The 18,926-nt window shown below is 43.1% G+C and carries 17 protein-coding genes, 1 tRNA gene and 1 riboswitch; of the genes, 6 read left to right on the forward strand and 12 right to left on the reverse strand.

Going from position 1 to position 18,926, the window contains the following annotated elements; translation table 11 throughout:
- Positions 1–3 precede the first annotated feature (3 nt).
- Complete coding sequence (gene betB / locus NSQ12_RS16520; protein ID WP_029318514.1) at positions 4–1,476, reverse strand: betaine-aldehyde dehydrogenase; 1,473 nt, start codon at positions 1,474–1,476, stop codon at positions 4–6.
- Positions 1,477–1,674: 198 nt separating this feature from the next.
- Between betB and gbsR the strand changes: the two genes are divergently transcribed.
- The 4 genes from gbsR (at position 1,675) to ktrB (ending at position 5,337) form a co-directional block, all read left to right on the forward strand.
- The gene (gbsR, locus tag NSQ12_RS16525) at positions 1,675–2,217 is read left to right on the forward strand and encodes a transcriptional regulator GbsR (protein ID WP_339175166.1); all 543 of its coding nucleotides are present in this window, start codon (positions 1,675–1,677) and stop codon (positions 2,215–2,217) included.
- Positions 2,218–2,413: 196 nt separating this feature from the next.
- Positions 2,414–2,959, forward strand: a complete 546-nt coding sequence (bslA, locus tag NSQ12_RS16530; RefSeq protein ID WP_339175167.1) for a biofilm surface layer hydrophobin BslA — start codon at positions 2,414–2,416, stop codon at positions 2,957–2,959.
- A 144-nt stretch (positions 2,960–3,103) separates the two neighbouring features.
- Positions 3,104–3,252, forward strand: a riboswitch (cyclic di-AMP (ydaO/yuaA leader).
- 72 nt (positions 3,253–3,324) lie between these two features.
- The gene (gene ktrA / locus NSQ12_RS16535) at positions 3,325–3,993 is read left to right on the forward strand and encodes a potassium uptake protein KtrA (protein WP_029318513.1); all 669 of its coding nucleotides are present in this window, start codon (positions 3,325–3,327) and stop codon (positions 3,991–3,993) included.
- A 6-nt stretch (positions 3,994–3,999) separates the two neighbouring features.
- A complete protein-coding gene (ktrB, locus tag NSQ12_RS16540; RefSeq protein ID WP_080529717.1) occupies positions 4,000–5,337 on the forward strand; it encodes a Ktr system potassium transporter KtrB in 1,338 nt (445 codons plus the stop codon).
- A gap of 35 nt (positions 5,338–5,372) precedes the next feature.
- Here ktrB and NSQ12_RS16545 read toward each other — a convergent pair whose 3' ends face one another.
- The 3 genes from NSQ12_RS16545 to NSQ12_RS16555 form a co-directional block, all read right to left on the reverse strand.
- On the reverse strand, positions 5,373–5,636 hold the full coding sequence (locus tag NSQ12_RS16545; protein WP_003222348.1) for a YiaA/YiaB family protein: 264 nt from the start codon (positions 5,634–5,636) through the stop codon (positions 5,373–5,375).
- 108 nt (positions 5,637–5,744) lie between these two features.
- Positions 5,745–6,593: an exo-glucosaminidase LytG gene (gene lytG / locus NSQ12_RS16550; RefSeq protein WP_031315317.1), complete on the reverse strand. Its 849-nt coding sequence runs from the start codon at positions 6,591–6,593 to the stop codon at positions 5,745–5,747.
- Between the two features lie 160 nt (positions 6,594–6,753).
- A complete protein-coding gene (locus NSQ12_RS16555; RefSeq protein WP_339175170.1) occupies positions 6,754–8,289 on the reverse strand; it encodes an MFS transporter in 1,536 nt (511 codons plus the stop codon).
- A 494-nt stretch (positions 8,290–8,783) separates the two neighbouring features.
- Here NSQ12_RS16555 and cdoA point away from each other — a divergent pair, with 494 nt between their 5' ends.
- On the forward strand, positions 8,784–9,269 hold the full coding sequence (gene cdoA, locus NSQ12_RS16560; RefSeq protein WP_015251362.1) for a cysteine dioxygenase: 486 nt from the start codon (positions 8,784–8,786) through the stop codon (positions 9,267–9,269).
- Positions 9,270–9,373: 104 nt separating this feature from the next.
- On the opposite strand, the gene NSQ12_RS16565 is transcribed toward cdoA, so the two are convergent.
- The 3 genes from NSQ12_RS16565 to NSQ12_RS16575 form a co-directional block, all read right to left on the reverse strand.
- Positions 9,374–9,446, reverse strand: a tRNA-Ala gene (locus NSQ12_RS16565).
- Between the two features lie 107 nt (positions 9,447–9,553).
- Positions 9,554–10,384 (reverse strand): undecaprenyl-diphosphate phosphatase, encoded by an 831-nt coding sequence (locus tag NSQ12_RS16570; RefSeq protein WP_014477785.1) that lies wholly within the window; start codon positions 10,382–10,384, stop codon positions 9,554–9,556.
- A 92-nt stretch (positions 10,385–10,476) separates the two neighbouring features.
- Entirely contained in the window at positions 10,477–11,643 is a 1,167-nt protein-coding gene (locus tag NSQ12_RS16575) for an AI-2E family transporter (protein WP_038429517.1), read from the reverse strand.
- 181 nt (positions 11,644–11,824) lie between these two features.
- Here NSQ12_RS16575 and iolU point away from each other — a divergent pair, with 181 nt between their 5' ends.
- A complete protein-coding gene (gene iolU / locus NSQ12_RS16580; protein ID WP_072175130.1) occupies positions 11,825–12,811 on the forward strand; it encodes a scyllo-inositol 2-dehydrogenase in 987 nt (328 codons plus the stop codon).
- Between the two features lie 40 nt (positions 12,812–12,851).
- Here iolU and rhaA read toward each other — a convergent pair whose 3' ends face one another.
- From rhaA to NSQ12_RS16605, 5 genes are read right to left on the reverse strand one after another with little or no spacing between them, the layout of a single operon-like run.
- Positions 12,852–14,126, reverse strand: coding sequence for an L-rhamnose isomerase (gene rhaA / locus NSQ12_RS16585; RefSeq protein ID WP_110109469.1), 1,275 nt, complete (start codon positions 14,124–14,126; stop codon positions 12,852–12,854).
- A gap of 25 nt (positions 14,127–14,151) precedes the next feature.
- Positions 14,152–14,466, reverse strand: a complete 315-nt coding sequence (gene rhaM / locus NSQ12_RS16590; RefSeq protein WP_015714599.1) for an L-rhamnose mutarotase — start codon at positions 14,464–14,466, stop codon at positions 14,152–14,154.
- Positions 14,467–14,483: 17 nt separating this feature from the next.
- Entirely contained in the window at positions 14,484–15,941 is a 1,458-nt protein-coding gene (gene rhaB / locus NSQ12_RS16595; protein ID WP_110109470.1) for a rhamnulokinase, read from the reverse strand.
- A 4-nt stretch (positions 15,942–15,945) separates the two neighbouring features.
- The gene (gene rhaR, locus NSQ12_RS16600) at positions 15,946–16,722 is read right to left on the reverse strand and encodes a rhamnose catabolism operon transcriptional regulator RhaR (protein ID WP_029318508.1); all 777 of its coding nucleotides are present in this window, start codon (positions 16,720–16,722) and stop codon (positions 15,946–15,948) included.
- Between the two features lie 57 nt (positions 16,723–16,779).
- Entirely contained in the window at positions 16,780–18,849 is a 2,070-nt protein-coding gene (locus tag NSQ12_RS16605) for a bifunctional aldolase/short-chain dehydrogenase (RefSeq protein WP_339175176.1), read from the reverse strand.
- Positions 18,850–18,926: the final 77 nt, after the last annotated feature.

Genomic DNA, 18,926 nt, shown 5'->3' on the forward strand with positions numbered 1-18,926 from the left:
CTCTTATGAATTAAACCAGTTAACCGCTGCCGGTTTTGTATTGCGGTATACATGTTTGACTTCTGTGTATTCTTCAAGGCCTATTTTTCCAAGCTCGCGTCCGAACCCGGATTGCTTATATCCGCCCCATGGCGCTTGTGCAAAGTACGGATGAAAATCGTTGATCCAAACGGTTCCCATTCTCAAGCGGGCTGCTACCCGTTCGCACTTTTCAATGTCTTTTGACCATACCGCTCCAGCCAAGCCATAGATGGTATCATTCGCAAGCTCGATTACCTCTTCTTCAGAGCTGAAGGTTTCGACTGTCAATACAGGACCGAAAACCTCTTCCTGAACGATTCTCATGTCAGAATTACAGTTTGAGAAAATAGTAGGTTCATAGAAAAAGCCGTTTTGAAGCTCAGGATCTTCCGGGCGTTTGCCTCCTGTCTCCAGCTTCGCGCCTTCCTCTATTCCGATCTCTACATATTTTTCTACCTTTGCCCTGTGCTCAGCCGAAATAAGCGGACCGCTTTCTGTCTCAGCATGAAAACCGTTTCCGAGTTTTATGCGTTTTGCCCGTTTGACCAGCTCCGCCAAAAATTGATCATGAATGGCATCCTCAACAAGCAAGCGGGAACCTGCAGAGCATACTTGGCCGGCGTGGAAAAATACAGCGTTTAAGGCCTGATCAACCGCAACTTCTAAATCCGCGTCCTTGAAAACAATATTTGGGTTTTTCCCGCCAAGTTCAAGGGCGATTTTTTTGACGTTTCCGCTTGCCGCCCGCATGATTTTTTTGCCTGTTTCAATTCCGCCCGTAAATGAAATCAAATCGACGTCTTTGTTTACGGCAAGCTCGTCGCCCACTGTGGCTCCCGGTCCAAGAACAAGATTTGCGACACCTTTTGGAACACCGGCTTCTTCCATCAGCTTAAAGACTTTGATTGTCGTCAGCGGCGTAATCTCACTCGGCTTCATGACGATTGTGTTTCCTGCGGCCAGTGCAGGGGCGATTTTCCAGCTCGCTTGAAGGAGCGGATAATTCCATGGAGTGATCTGGCCGCAAACCCCGATTGGCTCCCTAATAATTTTGCTTTCTGAATCAGGAATCGGAGATGAAATGATCTCTCCGCCATCTTTGTCTGCCAAGCCGGCGTAATATTGAAAAACATTGGCGATATCGTCCATATCGGCCTTGCTTTCTTCGAGTGTTTTTCCTGTATCAAGAGATTCAAGCTCAGCCAGCTCCTCAAGATCGCGTCTGATTAATTCCGCAATTTTCAGAACAATTTTCCCGCGTTCAAGCCCGGATAGCGCAGACCATTCTCCTTTGTCAAATGCTCTGCGTGCGGCTGCGATTGCTTTGATGGCGTCCTCTCGCCCTCCCTCGCTTACAGTTGCAATTTCTTCTTGATTAAATGGGTTGATAATACTGCGGATCTGTTCTTTTTCGGCACTGATCCATTCTCCGTCAATGAATAATGTTTGACTCATATAAGCCTCCTTGACGTAAATAAAGTTCGTTAAATAAAAATTTAATGTTTTTAACAACCTTAATCTAACACATGGTTTTTAAACTGTCAAAGTCCCATTTCGATTTTTCTTTTTGACTTTTCCTCATGTTTCGTTAAGATAAAGAACATAAAGAAATAACTTAACGAATTTAATTTTCTAAAGGAAAAGAGGGTCAGTATGGATGAAAATCCAGAATTTGCAGCTATAGAACAGGCTCGGGATCTTGTTATTGACTCCATTGCTGAAACGATGGATCTTTACGGAATTACCCGCAGTGTCGGGATTTTATATGGGACGATGTATATGAGGGATGAGATGACGCTTGACGAAATGCGTGAGGAGTTGCAAATGAGCAAACCAAGCATGAGCACAGGCGTCAAAAAGCTTCAAGACTTAAATGTAGTGAAAAAAACATTTCACCGGGGCATCCGTAAGCATACATTTGTGGCTGAGAAGGATTTCTTTAAATTTTTCACAAATTTCTTTCCACCTAAATGGGAGCGGGAGGTTCAAGTGAATGTAGCAGCGATCGAGGAAGCTCAAGATGATTTACAAAAGGTTTTATGCAAGGAAGATCTCGATGAGGATATCAAAAATGAAGCACTGCAGTTATATGATCAGCTGGAAAGCTCTAAAGCTTACTATGACTGGCTGAAACGGCTTGCTGAATCGGTGCAGACCGGAGAAATTTTTAAATTTATACCGATCGAAACAAAGTAAAGCAGAAAACGCCTGGGAAAGCAGGCGTTTTTTGATGTAACTACTACAAATTTGAAAAATACGGGAAAAACACCCCATTTACTTCCAAAATATTTGATGGTAATTTTATGTAGGTAAAATTTGTATTTGGCCTTTCAGAGGAGGTGAAAAGCGGGCAGGCCTGTTTAATTTATCATTTTTTAGGGGGAATTTTGTTATGAAACGCAAATTATTATCTTCTTTGGCAATTAGTGCATTAAGTCTCGGGTTACTCGTTTCTGCACCTACAGCTTCTTTCGCGGCTGAATCTACATCAACTAAAGCTCATACTGGATCTACTATGAGAACACAGTCTACAGCTTCATTGTTCGCAACAATCACTGGCGCCAGCAAAACGGAATGGTCTTTCTCAGATATCGAATTGACTTACCGTCCAAACACGCTTCTCAGCCTTGGCGTTATGGAGTTTACATTGCCAAGCGGATTTACTGCAAACACGAAAGACACATTGAACGGAAATGCCTTGCGTACAACACAGATCCTCAATAACGGGAAAACAGTAAGAGTTCCTTTGGCACTTGATTTATTAGGAGCTGGCGAATTCAAATTAAAACTGAATAACAAAACACTTCCTGCCGCAGGTACATATACTTTCCGTGCAGAGAATAAATCATTAAGCATCGGAAATAAATTTTACGCAGAAGCCAGCATTGACGTGGCTAAGCGCAGCACTCCTCCGACTCAGCCTTGCGGTTGCAACTAATGTAAAAGACCGGTTAACGCCGGTCTTTTTTGCGTTTTACCCTCCCCTTTTTCTCTAATTCCCGTTATCTTTTTTCTGGTTTAAAATTTAAATTGACAAACACTAGAAACAGGAGTAAATTCTTGAGTGTTCAATTTCATACAGTCTCTTTTACCGCTTAATCAAACACGAACGGGGGAACCAACGATTGGCTGTTTTATTAACAGCCTTGGGGTGAATCTTACTAAGTAAGAGGGGGTACTCTGAATCCCTAATCCGACAGCTAACCTCGTAGGCGTATACAGAGAGGAGGTCTATTATCGGCCATTCTTTGCAATGGTCTTTTTTGCTTCAAAAACGTTAATTCACTAAGGGAGATATGAACATTGGGAAGAATTAAAAATAAGCAATTTGCCGTGATCGGGCTGGGCCGATTTGGCGGCAGCATTTGTAAAGAACTTCATAGAATGGGGCATGAGGTCCTTGCGGTTGATATCAACGAAGAAAAGGTCAATGCATATGCTTCTTACGCCACTCATGCGGTAATTGCCAACGCCACCGAAGAAAACGAATTGCTTTCATTAGGAATACGCAATTTTGAATATGTGATTGTTGCCATCGGAGCAAATATTCAAGCGAGTACGCTGACCACCCTATTATTAAAGGAGCTTGATGTTCCAAATATTTGGGTGAAGGCTCAAAACTATTATCATCACAAGGTGCTTGAAAAAATAGGCGCTGACCGCATTATTCATCCTGAAAAAGATATGGGAGTTAAAATCGCACAAAGCCTTTCAGACGAAAATGTTTTGAATTACATTGATCTATCTGATGAATACAGTATTGTCGAGCTGCTGGCTACGCGCAAGCTTGATTCAAAATCGATTATTGACCTGAATGTAAGAGCAAAGTACGGCTGCACGATCCTGGCCATTAAACATCATGGAGATATCTGTCTTTCCCCCGCGCCTGAAGACATCATTCACGAGCAAGATTGCCTGGTGATCATGGGCCACAAAAAGGATATTAAACGTTTTGAAAACGAAGGGATGTAGACAAAAGTGACACTTCAAAGGGATAAAGTGATCAAATGGGTTCGGTTTACACCGCCTCAAGTGCTTGCCATTGGTTTTTTCCTTACCATTATCATCGGGGCTGTCCTATTAATGCTTCCGATTTCCACTACGAAGCCATTGTCATGGATAGATGCCCTTTTTACTGCGGCTTCCGCTACAACTGTTACAGGGCTTGCTGTTGTCGATACCGGTACTCAATTTACGGTATTCGGGCAAACAGTTATTATGGGGCTGATTCAGATTGGCGGGCTTGGATTTATGACATTTGCGGTCTTGATCGTCATGATATTAGGAAAAAAAATCGGCTTAAAAGAACGAATGCTCGTCCAGGAAGCCTTAAACCAGCCGACAATCGGCGGTGTCATTGGCCTTGTCAAAGTCCTGTTTCTGTTTTCGATCAGTATTGAATTGATAGCAGCACTCATTTTATCCATCCGGCTTGTACCTCAGTACGGCTGGTCATCCGGCTTGTTTGCAAGTTTGTTTCACGCAATTTCTGCTTTTAACAATGCCGGGTTTTCGCTGTGGCCTGATAATTTGATGAGCTACGTTGGCGATCCTACAGTAAACCTCGTGATTACTTTCTTATTTATCACAGGAGGGATCGGATTTACGGTTCTGTTTGATGTGATGAAAAATCGGCGTTTTAAAGCTTTTTCTTTACATACAAAGCTCATGCTTACAGGAACGCTGATGTTGAATGCGATTGCTATGCTTACGGTCTTTATTTTAGAATACAGCAACCCCGGCACGCTCGGCCACCTGCATATAGTGGATAAACTGTGGGCGTCCTATTTTCAGGCAGTGACGCCGAGAACCGCAGGCTTCAATTCTCTAGATTTTGGAAGCATGAGAGAAGGAACAATTGTATTTACTTTATTATTGATGTTTATCGGAGCAGGAAGCGCATCAACGGCGAGCGGCATTAAGCTGACTACGTTCATCGTGATTTTAACATCTGTTATTGCTTACTTGAGAGGTAAAAAAGAAACGGTTATTTTCCGCCGTTCCATCAAATATCCGATTATCATTAAAGCTTTAGCTGTGAGCGTCACCAGTTTGTTCATCGTGTTTTTAGGGATTTTCGCCCTGACGATCACAGAACAAGCGCCATTTCTTCAAATTGTGTTTGAAACCTTTTCCGCATTCGGAACTGTCGGCCTTACGATGGGGCTTACTCCTGAACTGACAACAGCTGGCAAGTGTATCATTATTGTCATCATGTTTATCGGAAGAATTGGTCCTTTAACGTTCGTGTTTTCATTCGCAAAAACAGAGCAATCAAATATCCGTTACCCTGACGGCGAAGTGTTTACAGGGTGATATCAAAAAATCCGGCGTGCAGTCGCCGGATTTTTTTATGATTCGATATGAGATTGATTTTGTCTTTTTTCCTGTTCCGCGATGATTTCGTTATCCTCCGCGTTATCACGGGTCACTTTTTGTGTAAGAATCGCACCAACTGCTACAAGTATCATAACAGCGATGTAATAACCTTTTTCATTGAGTTCCAGGTTATCAGCATTATAGAGTCCGATACTAAACAAAAATACTCCCGCAAAAAAAGTAAAATAAGCTAATACTGTAAAGGCAACCGTGTTTCTGCGTCTATATTTCTGCACCTTTGTTCCCTCCCGAAAGCATAGTTAAAAAGTGATAACTTCCGTGGAATATTATACCTCAAATTCCCCGTAATGGAACAAAGAATTAAAAATACCAGTAAAAAGGGCTTAGGTTGCCTCCTTTATTTCAACAGCTGAATCATCAATCCAGCCGATAAGTTTATCATTGATTTGGAATTGGTACCATACAGACTGGCCTTTCTGTTTTCTAGACACAACCTTTATGTCTTTGCCGACGTAAGATTGGGCAGAGGTAAGCCTTATGGACCGATCATCAGTAGAGGGCTTGGACCATACGTCTTGAACGGCACTGTCTTTAATAGAGGCGTTTAAATCCACAGATTTGAGGGATGGATTTACCTCATCGTACTCATCTAAATCGTATTTTTCCACAATAGCGCTGATTTTGTCAGCGTAGTCAGGGTCTGTAGCATATCCTGATGTTTGCAGGGCGGTTGCCGCTTCCTTATAATTCCCTGCCTCAAGCACCGGTTTATACTTCTTTTTATTCCACGATGTGCCACGGACGAACAATTGGGCGTGATCATCCATAGATTCAAAAAACGTGCTGTATTTTCGAAACTTCGCGCGAATGGTTTTTCTTTTCCCTTTTTCAACTTCGTCCGTTTCCATCGTGACATGATGGCCTTTATAATTCCCTTTTACGCCAAAAAGGTTGTTGGCCTTAGCAGCCAGTTCACTGTTCCCCCAGTCCGATTCGAGAATGGCCTGAGCAATTGTGATGCTGGGGAGAACATGGTATTTTTCATACAAAATTTGGGCATGTCCGGACAGACTGTCTATAAATACTTGCTGTTCATCGATTTCTTCAGTTTCTTTGGATGTTTCAATCGGTTTTGATAAAGTTGTCGCTAAAACAAACAGAGCTAGCGGAATCGATACAATGAAAAATAGTGAAATCAAGAGTTTACGTTTTTTAAGTTTTTTACGGGCCATGAAAACCTTCCTTCGAATTAAAAGATTACGAATGTAAAAGAATCTACCTTTTAGAATTTTACTTGCACTTCTAATATTTTTCAATTCTTTAGGGATAAAGTTGGGAAAAGATTGCAAAATAAAAACCTTTTCGCTCAATGAAAAGGTTTTTACCATGTTTCTATTTTTGTAAATTTCTGAGTGCATTCCGATATTCCGTATCATTTATTACTTTATATGATTTGACAGTTGCCTTCGACAAACCTTGTGCTGAAACGGCCGGTTTTTCCGGAGCTGTTTTCGCTTTATCATTTGGTTTATGTGCCAGCTTGTGCCCCATTCCAGTGGCATTCATACAAAATGACAGGCAGACGAGCAGCACGCTAAGGATAAAAGAAATGAAGAAGAGATCATGATAAGCAGTCATCATAGAATCCTGTACCGAACCGCTTTGTCTGGCAGCATCTTTTTTCGTGAAAAAGCCGATGAGAATAGGAACTCCCATATAGACAAACAATCTTAAAAACTGAACAGCTGTCATTCTCTTGACCAAATCAGGCAGCGGGCCTCCCATGGCAGCTCCCATCAGCCCTGCGGCGACTGTCAGGCCTGTTCCCGCTGCAAGCATGATAAACAGTGCCGCGAACATATAAAGAGATGATCGATCCTGCATATGCAGCCATTGAAAATTCACAAAGACGAGAATGAGTCCGCCGATAATACCGAGCATCCCTGGTCCGACTTTATCGTAAAACAGAGCGCTCAAAATGGCCGCGATCGCCACTCCGATTAAAAGAGTCAAGTTTAAAAGAATGAGATGCTCCTGAGAAATATCATACATTTGACGGAGCAAGCCTTGAAAAGCAGACAGGCTGACAGCTACCGTTATCGTCCCTGCAGCTATGATCAATAAGCCAAGCACCGGTTTTGGCAGCAGCATCAGTTTAATAGATATGAATGGGTTTTTCACTTTATATTCCACAATCAATAGACCAATGAGCAAACATAACGTCACCCCGAAACCAATCCATACATAACCCGATGACAGCCCCCATTTTTGCAGAAAAATGAATGAAACCGCTGAGGCTGCGGCAAGGAAAACAGATAAAAGAATTCCCGCACGATCAAGCGGCTGTTCTTGATCCGCCGCTCCGTGATGTTCGTCATGGAGAAAGAAATAGCTCACCGCGACACCGATCAGGGACAAGGTGCCAAAGATGAAAAACAGCCATCTCCAATGCCCGCAGCTTGTTGCAATGGTTCCGAGGATTGTGCCGATGATAACAGAACCATAGAATCCCCCGATCAGCACAAACAGTGCATAGTTCCTGCGTTCAATCGGGAATGACAGTACAAGCATTGGAATCATAATCATCAGCATGATGCCTGTTGCCGCCCCCTGTAAAAAGCGCCCTGCCGCCATCCATGCAATATCGCCTGAACATGCGATGAGCAGTGAGCCTAGTATAAAAACAGGTAATGAAGCCAGATAGACGGGACGCGCACCGAATTTTTTCCTCAGAAGCGGTCCTGCCGGAACTAATAAGGCAAAGGCCATATTGCCGATCAATATCGGATTTACTGATGTGAAGACACTTGTTCCAACCGCTTTCTGAACAAGGCCTTGAACTGACGACAATGCCGTGTTAGACATCAATCCCGGCCCGACCGCTAAGACGGCGAGCAAAGAAATCACCCAATAGTGTTTTGTCTTCATGTTGTCATTCCTTCCTATATGAATACATGCGAAACACATCATTTTTTGAAACCAAAAGAAGCTAATAGATTTTGCATACCATTAGCTTTCATTCTAATATTATCCCTTTCAGGGGAAATGATATTATTTTATTATAATTATGTGAATAAATGAGCATATAATCAAATATTATTTCAAATCGATTGTGTTTTGTCAATGGAGTAAATTTCAAGCACAACATAAAAAGCTTTTCCCCGATATTGTGTCTAGAACTGCACTTATGAATCCCTGCTCGTTCCCTCAAGCGAATTAAATCAGGCCGTTTTAATCCTTTCAATCCACTATTCCAACTAATAAACTCGAATAAGTTGGTGATAAGACAACATTTTGGCCGCACATTTTTTTGTGTTCACTGGGCGTTTGCCGCCTCTAAATTGTATATGGGTAAATACCATGAATTAACCTATGAAATACCAATGTAAGGAAATTCTAAATATTCCGGGAGGCAAAAACGAATGGAACTGTATGAGTGTATCCAAGACATTTTTGGCGGCTTGAAAAATCCATCGGTTAAAGATTTAGCAACGTCTTTAAAACAAATTCCAAACGCAGCAAAATTAAGTCAACCGTATATTAAGGAACCAGACCAGTACGCTTACGGCCGAAATGCCATCTATCGAAATAATGAATTGGAAATTATCGTGATTAACATTCCGCCAAACAAGGAGACAACTGTACATGATCATGGTCAATCCATTGGTTGTGCAATGGTGTTAGAAGGAAAGCTTCTTAATTCTATTTATCGCTCAGCCGGCGAACACGCAGAACTCTCCAATTCATACTTTGTCCACGAAGGAGAATGCCTTATTTCAACCAAAGGTTTAATTCACAAAATGTCCAATCCCACATCCGAACGAATGGTGTCTCTTCATGTCTACTCTCCTCCTTTGGAAGACATGACGGTCTTTGAGGAACAAAAGGAGGTATTGGAAAATTCATGATTGACAGATAAACTGCTCACTTTGACTTCGCTCAACTGGAGGATTCAGAGAATGAACCTTTTCCTCAAAACAAAAAACCCTTATAGAATAAGGGTTTAAAGGTATGGAGCCAAGGGGGCTCGAACCCCTGACCTCTACGCTGCCAGCGTAGCGCTCTCCCAGCTGAGCTATGGCCCCGTATGTAACGTCATGTTTATTATAGATGATTTTTTTTTGAAAAACAAGCTGTTTCCTCTTGAATTGACAGAAAAAATAAGGCTCGGAAAAGAGCCTTATTTTTCGACTTACATCATGATCAAAAGTAAAATCACACCGAGAATAATTCGATAGATTGCAAATGGGACAAGTTTGATTTTGTTAATCAGCCTCAAGAAGAAACGGACGACAAACAGTGCGACCACAAAGGCACAGATAAAGCCGACGATGAAAAATGGCATCAGATCCGAGCTTAAGCTGTCCCAATGCTTCACGAGGCTTAGAAAGCTGGCTCCCATCATGATCGGCATCGCCATAATAAACGTAAAGTCGGCTGCAGCTCGGTGGTTTAATCCGAGAATAACACCGCCGGAAATGGTTGAACCCGAACGCGAGAAACCCGGCCAAAGGGCAAGACATTGGAATAAGCCGACGGCTATCGCCTGTTTATAGGAAATGCGGTCAAGTGTGTCTGTCGCTGTTTTCCGCTTATTGACCCAGTCAGCAAAAAGCATGAGGATTGCCCCGGCAATTAAACCGATGGCCACAGTTTTGACAGAAAATAAATATTCATCAATGTAATCTTCAAACAAAAAGCCGAGAACAGCTGCAGGCACGAGTCCGACAGCAATTTGGGCAATGCTTAATTTATGTCCCTGCTCCTGGTCGCTTGTAATATTTTTTTTCAAGCCGAGTAAATTTAAAATTCGGTCTTTAAACACGATAGCTACTGCTAAAATGGAGCCTAGCTGAATAACCACCTTGAATGAGTTAGCAGCTTCTTCTGACATCAGATTACTTGATTTAAGCCAGATGTCGTCTACTATGATCATATGTCCTGTCGAAGAAACCGGCGCGTACTCTGTTAATCCTTCTACGATTCCTAAAATGGCGGCTACAAACAATTCCCATAGAGTCATGATTTTGATTCTCCCCATTAGACATTTATTTTTTTACATAACGGGAGCTTTCCATAAATGGAAAGCCCGTCTTATATAACTATAAACGAAAATCACACTTTATGCCCCGGCGTATTTTCATTTTTTTCTTCATCGTATAAATGTGACCGCATTTTAAACCAGTCAAATAAATGTGTCGTAATGACTTTGGCAACTGCATAGCCAGGAATGGCAAGAATGATTCCAACAACACCAAACAGCTTGCCGGCTGTTAACAGCAGAAAAATAATCGTAATCGGATGGATGTGAAGGTTTTTTCCCATAATTTGCGGAGAGATCAGCTTCCCTTCAATCAGCTGAACAATCGTCCAAACGATCACCAGCTTAAGCAGCATGAGCGGCGATGTCACTATGGCAATGATAATCGCAGGCGTAATGGCAATCGTTGGCCCTAAATATGGAACGATGCTTGTGCAAGCCGCAATGACTGCAAGCAATGAAGCATAATCCAGCCCGATAATCAAATAACCGATAAACAGCAAAAACCCGATACAGAAGCTGACAATGATCTGGCCTCTGATATAAGAGCTTAACCGATGATTCATTTCGCTTAAGACTGTATATGTCTGTTCTTTCAATCGAGTCGGCACAAACTTCAGTATGTAGACCGGTAATTTTCTTCCGTCTTTTAGCAAATAAAATAGAATAAACGGAACCGTGACGATCGAAATGATAATCTCAGTCAGTGCGCCGATAAAATTCCCAACACCGGTAAAGGTGCTGTTCACGATCGTCGCTGCCTGATCCGAAACCTTTGTAGCAAGATCAGATATATTAATGTTCATCGTTTGCTGGGCCTGGTTGACGAAGTTGCTGCCGATCAGCTGTTTCGTCTGATTTTCTACGACGTCCACATATCTTGGGATATTGTCAATCAAACTCATAATTTGTTCTTTTAAGAAGGGAATGATGGACACGATCGTGATCGTGATCAGCCCGATAACCAATAGATATAGCAGCAATATAGAATAGATTCTTCTTATTCTTCTTCTCTCCAGAAAATCGACGACTGGGTTTAACAGATAAAAAACAATGCCTGTCAAAATAATCGGAAGTGATATCGTTTTGAGCAGAACAATAATCGGGGTGAAAATAAATGATGTTTTTGTAAATACTAGAATATTTAAACCAATCAGCAGCAGCACAAGCAAAAATAAAACAAACTTATTATCCAAGAAGAATCGCTTGAATCTGCCGCTCCATGTTTGCAACGTCTCCACTATCGTTCCTCCGTCATACATAGTTTAATTAAATTGTACACTATCGTCCCTATAATGAAAAATAAAAACCGTTAATTGCTGGAAAAGCTTTCACGGTTTTAACATTCTATTTATATCTATCATGTGATTTTGTTCTTTTTAAGCTATAATTTAGCTATATCATACAAAAGGAGCGATACGAGTGATACGTTTTGCAATAATAGGAACCAACTGGATTACAGACCGCTTTCTTGAGTCAGCAGCGGATATCGAAGATTTTCAGCTGACTGCTGTTTATTCAAGATCTGCTGAACGCGCTGGCGAGTTTGCTGCTAAACACAACGCTACGCATGCCTTCTCAGACCTTCAGGAAATGGCGGCGAGCGATTGCTTTGATGCCGTATACATAGCGAGCCCGAACGCTCTTCACAAGGAACAAGCCGTTCTCTTTATGAACCATGGCAAGCATGTGCTTTGTGAGAAGCCGTTTGCTTCGAATACAAAAGAAACAGAAGAGATGATCTCAGCGGCTAAGGCAAACGGCGTTGTTCTCATGGAAGCAATGAAGACCACTTTCCTGCCGAATTTCAAAGAGCTGAAAAAACACCTGCATAAAATCGGCACTGTCCGCAGATTTACCGCAAGCTACTGCCAGTATTCCTCACGATATGACGCGTTCAGAAGCGGAACTGTTTTGAATGCGTTTCAGCCTGAGCTTTCCAATGGGTCATTAATGGATATTGGCGTCTATTGTATTTATCCGGCTGTTGTGTTGTTTGGCGCGCCGAAGGATGTAAAAGCAAACGGATATGCTTTATCCTCCGGAGTGGACGGAGAAGGAACTGTCATTCTGTCTTACGACGGGTTCGAAGCTGTTCTGATGCATTCCAAAATCTCTACTTCCTATGCCCCGGCTGAAATCCAGGGTGAAGACGGGACGATTGTAATCGATACGATTCACCGGCCTGAACGTGTTGAAATCCGCTACCGGGACGGCCGCCTTGAAAACATCGCGATCCCTGATCCTAAACCAGCGATGTTCTATGAAGCAGAAGAATTTGTCACGCTCATAAAAGAAAATAAGCTGGAATCTGAAGAAAATACATTTGAACGGTCTTTGACCACTGCAAAGATTATGGAAGAAGCAAGAAAGCAAATGGGGATTGTATACCCTGCTGATCAAGCTTAAAAAAATCCGCCCGCGTGCAAATGCCGCGGCGGATTTTTTATTAGACAATCGGAGAAGACGCCTTCCTTTTTAAAAGCACCTGTTGCTCATATTCTTTGATGTCATGAAGCCATGCCTCTTTTACCGGAACGCCCATTTGCTCACAGTAGGAATCCCAGATGGCTCCGAAAGGATATGTTTTGAATTCCTCCATCAGGGCCAGCCTTTCTGTATAGCGGCCCTCTTCCTGCAATTGTTTTAAATAGCCGTTCGGGAGAAGCAGGGCATACAATAAAGCTTTGATCATATTTCTCGTTCCGATGGTCCAGGCGGCTACACGGTTAATGCTGGCATCGAAAAAATCCAGACCGATGGCGACCTTCTCAAGAGCATGATTTCGTACAATTTCAAGAGCGATTTCTCTCAATTCATCATCCAAAACCACTACATGGTCGCTATCCCAACGAACAGGCCGCGATACGTGCAAGGCAAGCTTGTCTGTGTAAAGCAGCATGGACGAGATCTTGTTTGATACCGTCTCAGTCGGATGGAAATGGCCTGTATCAAGTAAACAAAGCTTATGATTCATCAAAGCATAAGCTAAATAAAATTCATGAGATCCGACAACATATGATTCGGAGCCAAGCCCGAACAGCTTGCTCTCGATTGCATCAAGATTGTGTTGTTCACTGATCTCCTCTGCGAAGATCCGATCCAGTGATTCTTTTAGTCTTTTACGCGGTGTCATTCTATCACTCGGGATATCCTTATAGCCGTCGGGAATCCAAATATTCGTCAAGCAAGGTGTTCCTAATTCTTTCCCGAAGTATTCCCCGATACGGCGGCAAGCGATGCAATGCCTGATCCAAAATTCTCTGATGTCCGGATCAGGGTGTGAAAGGGTGAGTCCGTCAGCCGCTTTCTCATGCGAAAACAAGGTTGGATTAAAATCTAAACCGAGCCCAAGGTTTTTTGCCCATTTCACCCAGTTTTCAAAATGCTGCGGCTTCAATTCGTCACGTTCTACCGCTTCCCTGTTTGTTTCTGCGTATATCGCATGCAGGTTTACGCGGTGCTTTCCAGGAATGAGAGAAAGAGCCTTCTCCAAATCTCTTCTTAATTCTTCAGGAGTTTGCGCTTTTCCGGGATAATTGCCAGTCACGTTAATTCCGCCTGAAAGCTCGCCCTTATTTACTTCAAAGCCTTCAATGTCGTCACCCTGCCAGCAATGGATCGAAATGGGCACTTGCTCTAATTGCCGAAGCGCCTCTTCAACATCAATTCCCCATTTTTCATATGCCTGTTTTGCACTGTCATAATTGGCTTTTATGGTCATGCGGCTCTCTCCCTTTATCGGTTTTTTAATCCAAATAAAAAACTTCCTTTAGATCTATCGAAACAGGACTGAAATCCGAATTTGTTTTCATTAATGGCGCCATCGATTTCCACCATCTTTGGCAAACTTCCGTGTCCGCCATCTTTCTCCATTTCTCTTCATCCTCTATTTCTAAATATGCAAAAAGCCTGCCTGTTTCCTCGTCTAGAAAAATGGAATAATGGTGTGCTCCATGAGCTTTGAGTGCTTCTGCCATCTCAGGCCAAATGTCATCATGCCGCTGTTTGTATTCTTCGTACTTGTCTTGATGGACAAACATGATACTGGCTTTTCTTTTCAAACCTTTTCACCTCTTCATCATTTAGATAGCGCTTTCAAAACAGTTTGCTGAAATGACTGAATGATTGTGCTTCTGTCAATGTCTTTAGGTGTAAACACTTTGATCGGAAAGGAATTTCTGACGACTTGCCGGGCTTCTTTTATGTCTTTGACTTCTTTGGCAGCAATCATTTGCATCAAAAGATTTCCGGTGGCAGTTGCCTCTATCGGCCCTGCATATACCGCTTTTCCACTCATGTCTGCCGTTAATTGATTTAAGAAATCATTCCGGGCTCCGCCGCCGATGATATGAAATTGCTCGATCGGTTTTTCTGTGATTGTTTCGAGCTCTTTGATGGCTATCGCATAGATGATGGCTAAATTGCTGTAGATGCAGCAGGCAAGTTCGCCTGCAGTGCGGGGAATCTTTTGGCGGGTTTGTCTGCAATAATGTTGTATTTCCTTTATCATGTTTTCTGGATTCAGGAATCGTTTATCATTTAAGTTTATAAATTGCTGGAATGGTTCTGTTTTTTCGGCTTCTTCTGCAAGCTGCTGGAAAGAGTAATCTGCTTGTAACCGCTGTCTGACTTCTTGTATCACCCACATGCCTATAATGTTTTTGAGAAAGCGAATGGTGTTGTTTGCGCCGCGTTCATTTGTATAGTTGTTTTCTAAAGCAAGATCAGTTATTATCGGTGTTTTGTTTTCAACCCCGATTAACGACCATGTTCCGCTGCTGATATACGCCCAGCCATCATGTACGCCTGGCGCCGCAATGACGGCCGAGGCCGTATCATGTGTTGCGACTGTCATCACCTTGCACGCCGGGAGATCATAATCCGGGAACCACTCATTTCTTAGCTTCCCGAGCTCACCCCCCGGTTCAGTCAGCGGCGCAAATTGCTGTTCCAGAACAGACACGGCTTCAAGCAATTCAGGATCAAAATTTCCCGTTGAGGCGTTTAAAAGCTGTGTTGTGGACGCGTTTGTGATTTCCGTTACAGCTTTTCCGGTTAAACAATAGCCTAAATAATCAGGAACCATCATAATTTTGTCTGTCTTTTTCAGCAGCTCACGGTCTTCTTCATACAATTGATAGATCGTGTTGAAAGGCTGAAATTGTATTCCTGTTTTTTGATAAATTGCGGCTTTTGAGAGGGTATGTTCCAGTTTGTCTATTGTATGATCTGTTCTTCTATCACGGTAGGAGATTGCTTCCCGCAACCGATCGCCTTTTTCGTCCAGTAAGACATAATCAACTGCCCATGTATCAATGCCTACGGTGCAGTGTTCATACCCAAGCGTCTTTACTTTTTGCAGTCCTTGCAGGATTTGTTTTAGCAAATGATCAATATCCCAAAAGCAATGCCCGTCTCTTTGACTGAAACCATTAGCGAACCTGTGAATCTCTTGTATGTCAAGCTTCCCTTCATTCAGTTCACCTACCATGATTCTCCCGCTTGATGCGCCTATATCAATGGCAGTATAAATCATTCTTTCACCCTCTCTTCGAAAGAGGAACAGCTGTCACCTTCACCTTTTTGTCCTCAAGAGCTTTTACCGATGCCGGATCAAGTCCAGAATCCGTAATTAGGCGGCTGACATCTTGCAGCGAGGCGATATGTGAAAACTCGCGGTTCCCCCATTTGCTTGAATCGGCCATCAAAATGGTCTGGTCCGACCTTTCGATCATCCGTTTTTTGAGCAGCGCCTGCCACTCATTTGAATCACTCATCCCGTTGTGTACGTCAAATCCCTTACATGACAGAAAGGTTTTATTGACATGATAGGTCTCAAGTGAACGCTCTGCTAACGGGCCGGCAAATGATAATGATTTTTCCAGCAAAATGCCGCCTGTTGAAATGACTGATATGTTTTCTTTATTGCTGAGTTCAATAGCTGCTTTCATTGAGTTTGTAATCACGGTGAGCTCAATGTCAGGGAGTATTTTTGCCATGTACCAAGCGGTTGTGCTTGCATCGAGAATGATTCGGTCTCCGCTTTTTACATATTTGGCCGCTTCGTGAGCGATGGCTTTTTTTTCGATGACATTCGTGATTTCCCGTTCAGAAAAATGAATTTCTGATTCCTTCTGCTGAATACTGACCGCTCCTCCGTGGCTCCGGCTCAGTTTATGTTCTTTTTCAAGCTTTTCAAGATCACGCCGAATGGTTTCCTCTGTGACTGAAAATATGTCACTTAATTCGGAAACGCGGATGCTTGAACGCTTATTTACTATTTCCACTATTTTTTGCTGCCGTTCTGCTACTAGCATCGGTAACGCCCTTCCTCATATCGTAGTCCGTCTTATATTTTTTATCATAGCATATTTCTAACGCGTAAAAGCAGCAGGGACGCCGCCGTCTACCGTGATCATGCAGCCCGTTGTTTTTTCGGCTTTAGAAGAAGCGAAGAATGCAATGGCTTCAGCAATATCCTCCGGGTAAATATTGACGAGCAATGCTGTCCGTTTCCGGTAATGTTCCTCTAGGTGATCTGGTTCAATCCCGTACGCCGCGGCTCGTTCCTCCCGCCAGCTTGAACCCCAGATTGCCGATCCTTGAAGAACCGCATCAGGCAAAACGGAGTTGACCCTAATGCCGAATTCTCCACCTTCTGCAGCAATGCATCTTGCTAAATGGGTTTCAAGCGCCTTAACCGAGCTGTAGGCAGAGGCGTTTTTGCCCGCATAAACCGAATTTTTCGATCCGACAAATACCATGATTCCGCCTCTATTTTGGTGTTTCATCTGTTTAAACGCTTCACGGGCTACAAGGAAATAGCCTGTTCCTAAAACATTCATATTAAGATTCCATTCTTTTAGACTTGTTTCGTCAAATGGGCTTGATGTGGCCAGCCCGGCATTATTGACGACGATATCAATGCCGCCGTAAGCAAGCGCCGCTCGTTCAAAAGCTGATTGTACGTCTTCCTCCTTTGTCACATCCATTTTGACAGCCATTGCCCGTCCTTCTCCGTATGCATCGTTTATTTCCCCGGCAATTTTCTGTGCACCTTCTATATTCAGATCAGCTACGATCACGTGCCCTCCCTCAACTGCAAATCGGCGGCATGCTGCACTGCCGATTCCGCCGGCTCCTCCAGTTATCAACGCTACTTTTCGGGAAAATTCTGCTTCCGGCGGGGCCAGCGTGAGTTTATATAGTTCGAGCGGCCAATATTCGACATGGTAGGATTCATTTTCATGTAAAGAAACAAATTGCCCCAGAGCGGTTGCTCCTTTCATCACGGCGATGGCCCTCCGATATAAAGCCCCGCTTACTTTAGACATGGCATAACTTTTTCCTGTATTCACCATTCCGACTCCAGGAATCAATATCACCCGCGGGGCGGATTCAAAGATTTGATCCCCATCCTGCTGATTGCGTGTAAAGTAAGCCTGGTACTCTGATGTAAAGGTCTCGACTCCTGACTTGATCAGATCTGCAAGCTTGTGCACATCTTGAGTTTCCGGATTCCAATCAATGTACAGCGGAACCCGTTTTGTGTGAACAAGGTGATCCGGGCATGCCGCACCGATTTGCGAAAGTGCTGGCGCTTGGACACTGTTTACAAATTCCAAGACATCGTCATGATCATCATAGGAAAGGATCATTTTCTTTTCTTCACTTACTGCTCCTCTGATCACAGGCATGATGCCTGCCAAGATTTGTTTTCTTTTATCCTCCGGCAGCGGCTGATACCTTTTGCCTCCGAATACCTCATGCTGATTGATACGATCGTTAATATACTGCTCGGCTTCTTGAATGATGGATATCGTTTTTTGATAACATGTTTCAGACGTCTCTCCCCAAGTGACTAAGCCGTGTTTCTCCATTAATACAAGCTCGGCGTGGGGATTGTTTGCTACGCCTTCAGAGATCATTTTAGACAAAGTAAATCCAGGGCGGACGTATGGCACCCATACAAACCGATTTCCGTAAATGTCTTCAGCGATTTGTTTTCCATTATCTGCACAGCATATGCTGATAATCGCATCTGGATGGGTATGGTCAACATGTTTGTATGGCAGAAAAGCGTGTAATAGCGTTTCAATTGAAGGGCGGGGATGTTTGCTGTCTATCATACAATGAGACAGGTAGTCTACCATTTCTTCATCGGGCATTTGGTCCCTTTTAATCAGCGGGCGGATATCATCTAATTTCAAACCGGTAAAGTTATGCGCTGTCATTGTTGCCAAATCCGAACCGCTTCCTTTTACCCACATGACTTCTATTTCACGGCCTCTAAAATCCTTTTCCGTTGTTTTCATAGATGTATTCCCCCCACCCCAGTTGCAGACAGTGCGGTCTGACCCGATCAGATTGGACCTGTACACCAATTCCTCTACACCTTTAGGCAGCCGTGCAGCTCGCTCTGAATCCCATATATGTTTCGCCATATTTGATATTCCTCCATCCCCTTTTATTTGTATCCGTTTTCATTATATATGATTTCTGTTTGTTTTTGAATCGTTTT

Origin of the sequence: Bacillus sp. PS95 (genome assembly GCF_037963565.1) — a bacterium.
GTDB classification, from domain to species: domain Bacteria; phylum Bacillota; class Bacilli; order Bacillales; family Bacillaceae; genus Bacillus; species Bacillus subtilis.